Source organism: Kandleria sp. (assembly GCF_017934775.1).
In the GTDB taxonomy this organism is placed as follows: Bacteria; Bacillota_I; Bacilli_A; order Erysipelotrichales; family Coprobacillaceae; genus Kandleria; species Kandleria vitulina.
The window spans coordinates 26409-39263 of sequence record NZ_JAGBIX010000077.1 but is presented as its reverse complement, the minus strand read 5'-3'; the positions used below and the strand labels follow the sequence as shown (position 1 = coordinate 39263).

The following is a 12855-nucleotide window of genomic DNA, read 5'->3' as shown; positions in this document are numbered from 1 at the left end:
TTTATTTGTGAGTGTTTTCTCACTCATCTATTTGACGTGTTTCTGTTCAGTTTTCAATGTTCAGGCCACTCGGCTCTCGCTGAGTGCTCACTTATATTATCATCACCTCTCCTCTTTGTAAAGCATTTTTTTCATATTTTTAAATGAATTGTAAAACTTCTTCTTTAACAATAAAAGTCAAAGCCGAAACGACTTTGACTTTTATCTAAAGACTCTCAATATATGCCTTGATTTCTGGCACCATATTGTACTTCTTTATTTCATTGTTTTCACTAACTATCATTGTTGGAGCAGTCATGATCTTATACTTTCTTGCTAGATCCATATGTTCATCCGCAATCATTAATTCATAATCTACATTATGCTCTTCTAATATTTTCTTAATAATCTTACATTGTGGGCAGGTTCTTGTTACAAATAGATATCGTTTGCCCTCTTTAAAATCTGAGTTTTCCATTTTCTTTTCTTCTGTCTTAATTTCTTCCTGGATGATTTCTTTCTTATGACTCTTGCGTTGACGGTCTTCGCCAATGTTATAGGTATTGCGTTCTTCCCATTCCTGAGCCTTGCCTTCATTCCAGTTTGAAACCGGTCTGTAGTATCCAGTAATTCGACTCCATACTTCTGTTGGCTTATGACAATGTGGACAGATTGGCTGTTCACCTGATAAGTATCCATGTTCCTGACAAATGGAATAAGTTGGAGACATTGTATAATATGGGAGTTTATAGTTTTCTGCAATTGTTCTAACAAGTGTTGCAGCCGCTTTCCAATTTGGAAGCTTTTCTCCCAAGAATGCGTGGAACACTGTTCCTGATGTGTATAGTGTCTGTAGTTCATCTTGGATATCTAACGCTTCAAAGATGTCATCAGTATGACCGACCGGAAGATGTGAAGAATTTGTATAATATGGTCTTTCACTATTTTCTGTCGCAGTGATGATATCTGGATAGCGATCTTTATCATGTTTCGCTAAACGATATGCGGTTGATTCGGCTGGTGTTGCTTCTAGATTATAGAGGTCTCCATATTGTTCTTGATATTGCACCAGTCTTTCTCTCATATGATTAAGGACATCTTTTGCAAATTCTTGTGTCTTTTTATCCGCAAGATTCTTCCCAATCCATTTTGCATTGAGACCTGCTTCATTCATTCCTACTAATCCAATTGTAGAGAAGTGGTTATCAAATGTACCAAGGTATCTCTTGGTATAAGGATAAAGTCCTTCTTCTAACAGTTTAGAGATAACATCTCTTTTTACCTTTAATGAACGTGCTGCTAAATCCATCAAATGATCAAGTTTCTTATAGAACTCTTCTTCATTTTGAGACAAGTAAGCGATTCTTGGTAGGTTGATTGTTACAACCCCTACTGAACCAGTGGATTCCCCACTACCGAAGAAGCCACCTGACTTTCTTCTTAACTCACGTAAATCAAGTCTTAATCGACAACACATGCTACGGACATCACTTGGTTCCATATCGCTATTTACATAGTTGGAAAAATAAGGTGTACCGTATTTAGCTGTCATTTCAAATAATAACTTATTATTTTCTGTTTCAGACCAATCGAAATCTTTAGTGATTGAATATGTAGGAATAGGATACTGGAAGCCTCTGCCTTCAGCATCTCCTTCAATCATGATTTCAATGAACGCCTTATTAATAAGATCCATCTCTTTTTGACAGTCTTTATATTTAAAATCAACTTCCTTGCCACCGACAATCGCATTCATTTCTGCAAGGTCCTGAGGAACAACCCAATCCAATGTGATATTGGTGAATGGTGCCTGCGTTCCCCATCTTGATGGTGTGTTGACACCATATACAAATGATTCAATAGCTTTCTTTACCTGATCATAAGAAAGCTGATCAGCCTTTACAAAAGGTGCAAGATAAGTATCAAAAGAACTAAATGCCTGAGCACCTGCCCATTCATTCTGCATGATACCCAAGAAATTGACCATCTGATTACAAAGTGTTGTAAGATGTTTAGCCGGTTTAGAACTAATCTTGCCAGGAACACCACCAAGGCCTTCCTGAATCAGCTGCTTCAATGACCAGCCAGCACAATACCCTGTCAGCATGCTTAAATCATGAATATGGAAATCACCTGACTTATGTGCATCTGCAATCTCTTCATCATAAATTTCTGATAGCCAATAATTCGCTGTAATTGCACCACTGTTACTTAGGATTAATCCCCCAACAGAATAAGTGACTGTCGAATTCTCTTTTACGCGCCAATCAGTCGCATTGACATAGCTATTCACAATATCCTTGTAATCAAGGATTGTCGTTTTCATGTTTCTTACTTTTTCACGTTGCTTACGATATAGGATATACGCCTTAGCTACATCCGCATAGCCTGCTTGAGAAAGTACTTTCTCAACGCTATCCTGAATATCTTCAACTGCAATCTTGCCATCTTTGATCTTTTCATCAAAATCACTTGTTACCTTTAATGCCAGCATATCAATAATGCTAGAATGGGTAATCTTATTTTGAGAATTGAAGGCTTTCTCAATAGCCTTAGATATCTTATGAATATCAAATTCAGTTACACTGCCATCTCTTTTAATAACCTGAAACATTCTACTCACCTCTTATCTCGACATGATCTAAATACTTTTCAGCTGCTTCTTTCATCTTCAATAGCGTATCATGAGATACACTATGCATGCCTTCTTCTATGACTGAATCTGCATCTCTAAAGTTCTGCAGATAGTAGGCCTTTGCCCCTTTGATTGTTTTGGCGATTTCTTCGATATCTACTACATCATGAAATTCCTCTACAACCGTTGTTCTAAACTCATAATCCACATGATCTTCTAAAAGGTAGTTTACAGTCTTCTCGATCGCATCTAATCGATATTGATCTAGCCCAATTGTTTTTGCATATTTGCCTGACGTATTTTTAATATCTACTGCAACGTAGTCAATCAATCCTTCTTCAATCAGCGCAATCATTCTTTCAGGGAAGGTGCCATTTGTATCTAGCTTCACCACGTAGCCCATTTCCTTGATTCTTCTTAAATAGACTTCCAAGCCTTTATGTAATAATGGCTCTCCTCCGGAGATGACAACACCTTCTAAGATAGACTTTCTTTTTTCTAGATAAGAGAAAATGTCTTCTGATTGAATTTCTGAAAGACTTTCAGGTAGAAAGACAAGATCTTTATTATGACAGAATGGACATCTGAAGTTACATCCTCCTGTAAAGAGTGTTGCAGCCATTTTTCCTGGATAGTCAAGAAGCGTCAGCTTCTGCATTCCATAAAAACGTACATCTACATCATTCATTTCGTTGCTTGCATTATGGACAATTTTATCAAGATATTCATTAAAGAGTTTTTCTCCTTCACCATCAATACCTTTCATAAGCTGCTGTAGCCAATCTTTACGAATGATATACATCATTGAAAGAATCTCTTCTGCTTTTGGGGTAGTGTAAATAAGCTTTGAACGTTTATCATGAGGATTTTCTTCTAATCTTACATAACCGATGGATTCTAGCTTATTGATACCCTTGGTCGTTGTTCCTTTATCAAATGAACCAAGGCGTGATAGTTCTTTCATCGTAATGCCTTCGTTTTCGTAGATCATCATTAAAAACAGAATCTGTCCATAGCCGATATTGAACTTTTCAAGTCGTTTATCATAATATTTTTGAGTCGCACGATACAAAATTGAATTATTGATCAATAAATCAGGTGTTTTTGTCATGAGTCTTCTCCTTTAGTTGCGCTTTCAACTACCTATAGTTTAACATCCGCTTTCTTGACATGCAAACCAAACAAAAAAGCCAGAAGAATATCTTCTGACTTTTGTTTACATCTTGTTATAGACTTCCTTGTCGACATCACCGTTCTGATAAGCAACGATTGTTGTACAAACGGCATCACCTGTAATATTGACAGCAGTTCTTGCCATATCCAAGATACGGTCAATACCCATGATCATTGAGATACCAGCAACTGGAAGACCTACTGAATTAAATACCATTGTCAATGTAATAAGACCAACACTAGGAACACCGGCTGTACCGATAGATGCAAGTGTTGCAGTAGCGATGACTGTGATGTAGTCCACCATTGAAAGATGAATACCAAAAGCCTGTGCCACAAAGACAACAGCGACACCCTGCATGATTGATGTACCATCCATATTTACAGTTGCTCCTAGAGGAACTGTAAATGATGAAATACGTTTAGAGACACCCATCTTTTCTTTTAAAGTATCAATGCTTAGTGGAATAGTCGCATTTGATGTAGCAGTAGAGAAAGCGAATGCCTGTACAGGGAAGAACTTCTTTAAGAACTTGATTGGACTAAGTCCAGTAAGAACTTTGAGAAGTGCCTGGTAAACGATACCGCACTGTAATAATAGAGCAATCAATACTGCAAGGACATACTTTAACATGTAGAAAATGACACTGAACCCTAATGTAGAGAAGGTTCTAGCGATAAGACAGAAGACACACACTGGAGCTACTGCCATGACCATCATTGTCATTTCCATCATGATATCGTTACCTTGTGAAAAGAAGTTATTGATAAGCTGAACCTGATCTCCTAATTTTGCTAGAATCAAACCGATGATTAAAGCAAAGAAGATAATAGCAAGCATATCACCTGAAGCTAATGCTGAAATAGGGTTAGTTGGAATAATATTCAACAATGTATCTACCATACTTGGATTGCTGGTAGTTGTTGAAGTAGTAGAACTTGCTGCCTTTGCGATAGCTTCAAGTTTTGATAAGTTAGCACCAGCACCTGGATTGATAATATTAGCAACACTTAATGCTACAGCAACTGCTGCCACTGTTGTAAATAGATAGAATAAGACAGTCTTTACTCCGACCTTGCCCAATGTTTTCGTATCACCGATAGCAGCTGCTCCACATACGATAGAACAGAATACCAATGGTACAACTAGCATCTGCATTGCACGGATAAAGCCCTGACCTACTACGTAGAATAAGCCATTGACAATATACTTAGAAACAATTGGATTGTTGATGCATGTCGCATTGATGATAACACCAACAATTGCTCCAAGAATCAAGGCAATAAAGATCTTAGTCGTTAAACCGATCTTCTTTTTTTGCATTATAAGACACCTCTTTCTTTTCTTCTTTGGATATATGCCTTAAGATCATCTTCCCAAGATGGCATCTTATAAACGCCAGTAATTCTTAACATCATGTTATCAAGTACACTGAATGTAGGACGTAGCATATCTTCATCCAATACTTCTACTTCTGCTTCATAGCCAGCAAGACCGATAGCCTTCTTAATGAATTCTACACGTCGACAGCTTCCTTCACATGAAGCATGGAAAATGCCATATTCATTAACATCCATGATAGAAGTAATAAAGTCTACTAGTGCCTTGCATGTTGTAGGCGTAGAATACTGTTTCATCTTTATTACAATCTTTTCTCCATTTTTTGCTTTTTGGAGAATTTCATCAATGTGATCATAGTTATAGCCATATAACCATGATGATCTGATGATCACGTGCTTATCATGTAGATTCATAATAAGCTCTTCACCAGCTGCCTTTGATTTACCATAGATAGTTGTTGGATTTGGTTTATCAAATTCATTTCTTGCCTGATGATCTTCACTGTTGAAGATATCATCTGTAGACATGTGAATAAGCTTGGCATCAACCTTTCTTGCTGCTATAGCTAAATTTCTTGCCCCTAAAGCATTGACTGTATAAGCTTCATCCGGATTGTTTTCACAGTATTCAACATCGGATAATGCTGCACAGTTGATAATAATATTCGGATGGTTCATAGAGACAAAACGAATAACTTGTTTAATATCATCAACAGGGACATCAAGATCACTCGTTAATATCTCATAGTCTGTTGTACGATCAAAGTGCTTTGCTAAAGCAGATCCAAGTCTACCTTCTGCACCAGTGATCCAGACACGTTTCATTAAACTCATAAGATTTCCTCCTCTTACTCATACACGCTCATCATATCATAAAAACTCAATTTTTCACAAATCTTGCCAAATTGACTTAAATTTAATAAAAATATGACAGATTTCCCTGTCATATTCCTTTTATCTGATTGTAGCACCTGCTGGAAGATCTCCAGGATATACTAATTCAAGCTTTTTCTTATGTTCTGCACATAAGACCATACCCTGTGATTCTACTCCTCTTAATTTAGCTGGTTTTAGGTTTTTAACAACAACAACCTTCTTGCCAACCATTTCTTCTGGTGAATACCATTTAGCGATACCTGAGACAATCTGTCTTGTTTCTTTTCCAATGTTGATCTGGCTTACTAATAGTCTATCAGCATCTGGATGTTTTTCACATTTTTCTACTTCACCTACAACCAATTCTACTTTAGCAAAGTCATCGATTGTAATCTGGTTTTCTTCTTCTTTCTTTTCTTCTACAACTGGTTTAGCAGGAGTTAATGCTTCTACCTGTTTAGCCACTTTCTTTGGATCAAGTCTAGCAAATAATACTTCTGGCTTATCAGTAACTTTTGTTCCTGAAGCATATGCACCGAAGTGATCAAGTTTCATTAAATCTCTTTCTTCAGTATTGATCATATCTAAGATCTTCTTAGAAGCATTTGGAACAAATGGTTCTAAAGCAATTGCTGAGAAACGGATAGCTTCTGTTAAATTATATAATACAGTAGCTAAACGATCTTTCTTTTCTTCATCTTTAGCAAGAGCCCATGGCATTGTATCATCGATATATTTATTTGTTCTTCTTAATAATACGAAGATTTCTTCAAGAGCTTTAGCTGTCTTGAATTCGTTCATGTAGTTAATTACTTTACCTGGCATTGCTAATGCTGTATCGATAAGTTCCTGATCTACATCTTCTACTACATTCTTGTTTTCTACAATACCATCGAAGTATTTATTTGTCATAGCGATTGTTCTGTTTACTAAGTTACCAAGAATGTTTGCTAAGTCTGTGTTGATTCTTTCTACAATAAGATCCCAAGTGATTGATCCATCATTATCATAAGGGATTTCTCTTAATAGATAATATCTTACTGCATCTACTCCAAATAGGTTAACTAAATCATCTGCGTAGATAACATTTCCTAAATGTTTACTCATCTTAGAATCACCCATTAATAACCAAGGATGACCAAAGATCTGATCTGGCAATGGAAGATCTAAGGCCATTAAGATAATTGGCCAATAGATTGTATGGAAACGTACGATGTCTTTCCCGATAACATGAACATTAGCAGGCCAGAATTTCTTATATAGATCACCGTGGTTACCATCTAAATCGTAACCTAATCCTGTAATATAGTTTAATAGGGCATCAATCCATACATAGACAACGTGTTCTGGATCGAAGTCTACTGGAATTGACCAAGTAAATGATGTTCTTGATACACATAGATCCTGTAAACCTGGTTTTAGGAAGTTGTTGATCATTTCGTTCTTTCTAGATTCAGGTTTAATAAAATCTGGATGATCATTGTAATACTGTAATAATCTATCCTGATATTTAGATAACTTGAAGAAATATGCTGGTTCTTTAGCATCATGTACTTCTCCACCGCAGTCTGGACATTTGCCATCGACTAGCTGTGCTTCTGTGAAGAATGATTCACAGGCTGTACAGTATTTTCCTTCATAATGACCAAGGTAGATATCTCCTTGATCGTGTAGTTTCTTAAATACTTTCTGTACCTGTTTTTCATGATATTCATCAGTTGTTCTCATGAAACGGTCGTATGTTGTATCCATGATATCCCAGATACGTTTTACTTCACCAGATACTTTATCTACATATTCTTTTGGATGAATTCCTGCTTCTTTTGCTTTTAATTCGATCTTTTGACCATGTTCGTCAGTTCCTGTCTGGAAATAGACATTGTAGCCTTGCTGGCGTTTATGTCTACAGATAGCATCACTTAATACAATTTCGTAAGTATTCCCAATATGAGGCTTACCTGATGTATAAGTAATGGCTGTTGTTAAATAAAAATCTTTTGAATCTTTCATTTGCCTCTCCTCCAATAAAAAAAGTCGCCCTGTTAAAGGACGACATAATCGCGGTACCACCTTTATTTGCACCTAAGTGCACGCTCGTCCTCTTAACGCGAGGTCTTCGTTCTTACCTATTAGATAAGAAAGCTCCCAGTTCATCTTCATAAGCGTCCATCTCCTGCTTTCACCATAATGCAGTCTCTCTACACATTTTCGCTTAATCTCTTCTGTTCATCGCTCATCCTTTTCAACTGTACCAAATTCATTATTCATTGTCAATTAGCACTTTATCTCACCTTAATATAAGCATATTCCGATGGTGCACCAATCTTGATAGGGTAGCCCCAGCCAGCAATTCCTGATGAAGTAATAACCGTTGAATTACCAATTGTCTTCTTGCCATAACGCATTGTTTTAGTAAGAAGCGCCTGAACTGTTCCCATCGGCCAGATTTGTCCACCGTGAGTGTGTCCTGACAATTGTAGATCACTGCCATTTTTTACATTTTCATCCATATCCAATGGCTGATGGTCTAATACGATAACATATTTTTTCTTGTTTACATTCTTCAACAGCTTTTCAGATATTTCTCTTTGATAAGAAGCATCTGCTCTTCCAATGATAACTACGTTATCTTGTTCGATAACTTTATCTTCTAATACATTAATATGATTCTTTTCTAATTCTCTTTTAATATCTTCATGGTTAAAGATATCCGTATTTCCTGATCTACGATAACCATACTTCTGGTCATCATGGTTACCATAAACATAATAGATTCCTTTTTCACTCTTTAATGAAGAAAGAATCTTACATGCTTTAACCATATCTGTTTTCTTTGTAGCTTCATCAAAGATATCTCCCGTTAAGAAGACATAATCTTTATGGAGCTGATTCATCTTTTTAACATAGCCTTCTAATTGCTGAGGATTAATACTTTGCCCTAGATGAAGATCACTGATCTGCAAGATATCTAGTTTTACATTCTTATTAGTACTTACATTAAAGTCAGTCTTCACAACATGATTCATATTCCAATAGCCATATCCTATTAATAGTGCCACTGCGATAACACTAATTAATCCTGTATGTACTGCCTTCTTAAAGAAATCATTCTTTATAAATAAAGAGATGATATCAAAGATAAGACAAGATGCAATGAAATAATAATAGCCTACAGCCCATACTCTAAAGAAGTCAATTGCTGGAACAGAGAGTGCAAAAGCGACTGCTACAATAAGCAATGTGACAAAGTTAGACACGCGAATATTTAATACTTCAGTTAATAGTCTCCTAATAAAGAAGATCAAGTATCCCATTCCTAGAAAAGCAGGTATGGAACTTACTACATATAATAATCTCATAAGTTTCCTCCTTTTTCTAATTTAGCATATGTTTTATTTGTTTGCATATGATTTACTCAATTGACAATAATTTGATTTTATTCATATTTTAAGCCACTTATTTTCCAAATGCTTTGTGAGAATACAAATTAAGGTGTATATCACTTTCTAGCAATTGATTTTACTTAATTAGTATAGATTTTCTTTGAATATATACACTTCTTACAATGATTCATCTAAAAAATGGGCATTTTATAGACATGCCCATTTCTTTGTCATTCTCAATGACATTTTACTTTATATTTTGTTAGTGTGGTTCTCTCTTCTATGTTTAAAGATGTCTATTTTACATCCCTTACAAATAACTTTGAATATATTTATTTAATTTCTCTTCTGAATCAATCCCATAAGAATTAGCTACTTTACTGAAATACTTCTTTATTTCTTCTTTACTGATTATTTCTCTAGATGGTTGCAGTGGTTCATAATCATTTCGCATATCTTTCCAAGGATCCTCATTATGTGTAATATTCTCAAGAACTTTTCCACTATATTTTCCAAATGTATTTACCACTAAATCAATTACCATCTTTTCATTATCATCTAATTCTTCAAATCGATTCTTAAATATTGCAAACCTATTATCTTCAATTGGATTAAATTTAAAATCTTTAAATAAATTATAAACATCTTCATATACAGGACCATGCACCCAAGCCATACAATCTTCTTTATATAGTGGCTTATCAAACATCACCATATATATACCCTGAATAAAATATAAAATTTTTTGTAACGCTAAGGGAGTAACTTCCTGCATTTGTTCAAAAATGTAAGAAATTGTTAATAACATTTTGTCTGACATACAGAACATTCCCTTAATTTGTTCAGCTGCTTTAATTGCCTTTTTGTATGCTGTTTTTCCTATTTTATCAGCATTTTCATTTAATAACTTAATCATGTAATCAGGTCTATATAAAACCTTTTTAATTACATCAGAATATTCTTTTGAAGGAATTTGACCTGAAAGATATCGTGTAATTGTGATTTCTCCAAATCCTAACGCCATTGACAGTGGTGCTTTCCCAATATTATAAATTGCCATTATTCTATTGATATCCTCTATGCTAATTAATCCCTCAGCATATCGATACTGCTCATCAATTGCTTTCATATTAAAATCCAAAAGTCCAGGAATATCCATTTCCTCTCCACATTCATCACATACAGCAACCTGTATTTTAAAATCAAAAATTTTGCCTTTTATTTCTTTTTTCACAATCTTTTCTCGAAGTGTGTATGGTCTTTCATCTCTACAATGCGTACAAAAATCGTACTTTCTTTCCTTTGCCATTTACGTTTCCTCCTAATTTTCTCCTATTTAAATTGATAATGTAGCGGATATTTCTGCTTATGAAACGAGATCACTATAACAAATCTTGATTCCAACTTATTAAACTTAATATATAGAGATACCTTTTCCGCTCCAGATCCAAATCTACGTAATAAATTTATATCCTTCCCAAATACATATAACAACTCATGCTCGTATCCTTTATGATCATTGTGACGAATTTCTGAAAAATCCATTGGAGTAAGACTTAACAAAATTTGTTTTCTTTGCTCTTCATTAATTACATAGTTAAAAAACAAATTTTGATTATCCTGTCTCTTATTATTCATTTCAACTCTATATCTTCCAGCAGTAATTGCTCGTTTTACATCTTCAAGGTACTTCTCAATGTCATCAAACGTCACTACCAACTTCTATTCTCCAATCTATTTATAATAGTATTTTCTATCATTACGGTACTATTATGATAGTATTTTGTCAATATTCTATCATGGTAGTACTAAAAATTCTGCAGATCATATCAACGTGCAGAATATTTCCCCTCATTTGACATTCCTTAGAAGAGTTTGTTTATATCAATCAACTCAATTGACAATAATTTGATTTTATTCATATTTTAAGCCACTTATTTTCCAAATGCTTTGTGAGAATACAAATTATGGTGTATGATTATTTCAAGGATGTGAAATTATGAAGCTAACAGAATTATTTCTTAAACAGAAAAATTATTTCAATGCACAGAATACTAAAAATGTAGATGAACGTCTTGCTCATCTCAATGATATAAGAAGCTGGATTATTGATAATGAAGAACGTATTGCACAAGCATTATATGAAGATCTTGGTAAAACAGATACTGAAGCCTATATGACTGAAATTGGGATGGTTCTTGATTGTCTTTCTTATGTTGATAAGAACTTAAAGAAGTGGACAAAGAAACAGAAAGTGAAGACTTCACTTTCACTGTTCCCAGCAAAGAGCTACACAATTGCTGAACCATATGGTGTTGTACTTGTTATGTCTCCTTGGAACTACCCATTCCTTTTATCAATGGAACCATTGATTAATGCGATAGCTGCAGGTAACACTGTTATTCTTAAACCAAGTGAATATGCTATTTCAACAAGTGCTCTTCTTAAAGAAATGTTATCTTCTCTATTTGAAGAAGACTATGTAGCAGTAGTCAATGGGGATGCACGTATTGCCAGAGAATTACTACAGAATCCTTTTGACTACATCTTCTTTACAGGAAGTCCAACAGTTGGAGAAGTCGTTTATCGTAAAGCAGCCGCTCACCTTACACCAGTTACCTTAGAATTAGGAGGTAAATCACCTTGTATTGTTACTCCTGATAGTGATCTAAGACTTGCTGCTAAGAGAATTGCTTTTGGTAAGTTCCTTAATGCTGGTCAGACTTGTGTTGCTCCAGATTATGTTTTTGTACATGAAAGTATTAAAGAAGAATTTATTTCTTATCTAGATGATTATATTCATGAGTTCTTTGGTGATCATCCTATTGCTAGTGAATATTTATGTAAGATTATCAATAGAAAACATTTTAATCGTATTATCAATCTTATCAATGATGATAACACCCTCATCATCGGTGGTCAGGCTGATGAAAAGAATCTAAAGATTTCACCAACAGTTGTAGATAACGTCAAAGAAAGCGATCCAATCATGCAGCAGGAAATCTTTGGTCCATTGTTGCCAATTATGACCTATAACAATATTTATGATGTTGCTACTTACATCAATAGACATGAGAAGCCTTTAGCTCTTTACTTGTTTACTGAAAATGAGAATGAACAGGACTTCATTATGTCTAACTGTTCTTTTGGTGGAGGATGTATCAATGATACAATCATGCAGCTTGCTTCACATCATCTTCCATTTGGTGGTGTAGGAAGAAGTGGTCTTGGTGCTTATCATGGTAAATATTCATTTAAGACTTTCTCTCATATTAAATCTATTCTTCATAAGTCTAATAAAGCTGATTTAGAGTATCGTTATTATCCTTATGATGAAAGAAAAACAAGTTTAATTAAAAAGAATCTAAAATAAAAACTGTAACGAGATATTTCTCGTTACAGTTTCTTTTTTTAGAGAACCACAAAGTGCCTCCCCCAGTGCAGTCCGCAAACATACACCTCAATCAA

At 34.9% G+C, this 12855-nt stretch carries 9 protein-coding genes and 1 other annotated feature; of the genes, 1 reads left to right on the top strand and 8 read right to left on the bottom strand.

Going from position 1 to position 12855, the window contains the following annotated elements; all coding sequences use genetic code 11:
* Nucleotides 1-205: 205 nt before the first annotated feature.
* The 8 genes from J6L95_RS08425 to J6L95_RS08390 form a co-directional block, all read right to left on the bottom strand.
* Complete coding sequence (locus J6L95_RS08425) at nt 206-2593, bottom strand: ribonucleoside triphosphate reductase (RefSeq protein WP_287458815.1); 2388 nt, start codon at nt 2591-2593, stop codon at nt 206-208.
* 1 nt (nt 2594) lies between these two features.
* Nucleotides 2595-3725: an anaerobic ribonucleoside-triphosphate reductase activating protein gene (locus tag J6L95_RS08420; protein WP_287458814.1), complete on the bottom strand. Its 1131-nt coding sequence runs from the start codon at nt 3723-3725 to the stop codon at nt 2595-2597.
* A 105-nt stretch (nt 3726-3830) separates the two neighbouring features.
* Nucleotides 3831-5111 (bottom strand): dicarboxylate/amino acid:cation symporter, encoded by a 1281-nt coding sequence (locus tag J6L95_RS08415; RefSeq protein WP_287458813.1) that lies wholly within the window; start codon nt 5109-5111, stop codon nt 3831-3833.
* On the bottom strand, nt 5111-5962 hold the full coding sequence (locus tag J6L95_RS08410) for an SDR family oxidoreductase (protein WP_029071300.1): 852 nt from the start codon (nt 5960-5962) through the stop codon (nt 5111-5113). Before J6L95_RS08410 ends, J6L95_RS08415 begins: the two co-directional genes overlap by 1 nt.
* Nucleotides 5963-6082: 120 nt before the next feature.
* Nucleotides 6083-8014, bottom strand: a complete 1932-nt coding sequence (gene metG, locus J6L95_RS08405) for a methionine--tRNA ligase (RefSeq protein ID WP_287458812.1) — start codon at nt 8012-8014, stop codon at nt 6083-6085.
* 32 nt (nt 8015-8046) lie between these two features.
* Nucleotides 8047-8243, bottom strand: a binding site (T-box leader).
* Nucleotides 8244-8286: 43 nt separating this feature from the next.
* Nucleotides 8287-9363 carry a metallophosphoesterase gene (locus J6L95_RS08400; RefSeq protein ID WP_287458811.1) on the bottom strand — a complete coding sequence of 359 codons (1077 nt, stop codon included), beginning with the start codon at nt 9361-9363 and terminating at the stop codon, nt 8287-8289.
* Between the two features lie 334 nt (nt 9364-9697).
* Complete coding sequence (locus J6L95_RS08395) at nt 9698-10696, bottom strand: type II toxin-antitoxin system antitoxin SocA domain-containing protein (protein ID WP_287458810.1); 999 nt, start codon at nt 10694-10696, stop codon at nt 9698-9700.
* 23 nt (nt 10697-10719) lie between these two features.
* Nucleotides 10720-11106 carry a hypothetical protein gene (locus J6L95_RS08390; protein ID WP_502711014.1) on the bottom strand — a complete coding sequence of 129 codons (387 nt, stop codon included), beginning with the start codon at nt 11104-11106 and terminating at the stop codon, nt 10720-10722.
* Between the two features lie 280 nt (nt 11107-11386).
* Between J6L95_RS08390 and J6L95_RS08385 the strand changes: the two genes are divergently transcribed.
* Complete coding sequence (locus tag J6L95_RS08385) at nt 11387-12760, top strand: aldehyde dehydrogenase (RefSeq protein WP_287458809.1); 1374 nt, start codon at nt 11387-11389, stop codon at nt 12758-12760.
* The last annotated feature ends 95 nt before the right edge of the window (nt 12761-12855 follow it).

Excerpts from the sequence above, each read along its gene's own strand:
- J6L95_RS08425 (WP_287458815.1), bottom strand. The coding sequence starts at position 2,593 with ATGTTTCAGGTTATTAAAAGAGATGGCAGTGTAACTGAATTTGATATT.
- J6L95_RS08420 (WP_287458814.1), bottom strand. The coding sequence starts at position 3,725 with ATGACAAAAACACCTGATTTATTGATCAATAATTCAATTTTGTATCGT.
- J6L95_RS08415 (WP_287458813.1), bottom strand. The coding sequence starts at position 5,111 with ATGCAAAAAAAGAAGATCGGTTTAACGACTAAGATCTTTATTGCCTTG.
- J6L95_RS08410 (WP_029071300.1), bottom strand. The coding sequence starts at position 5,962 with ATGAGTTTAATGAAACGTGTCTGGATCACTGGTGCAGAAGGTAGACTT.
- metG (WP_287458812.1), bottom strand. The coding sequence starts at position 8,014 with ATGAAAGATTCAAAAGATTTTTATTTAACAACAGCCATTACTTATACA.
- J6L95_RS08400 (WP_287458811.1), bottom strand. The coding sequence starts at position 9,363 with ATGAGATTATTATATGTAGTAAGTTCCATACCTGCTTTTCTAGGAATG.
- J6L95_RS08395 (WP_287458810.1), bottom strand. The coding sequence starts at position 10,696 with ATGGCAAAGGAAAGAAAGTACGATTTTTGTACGCATTGTAGAGATGAA.
- J6L95_RS08385 (WP_287458809.1), top strand. The coding sequence starts at position 11,387 with ATGAAGCTAACAGAATTATTTCTTAAACAGAAAAATTATTTCAATGCA.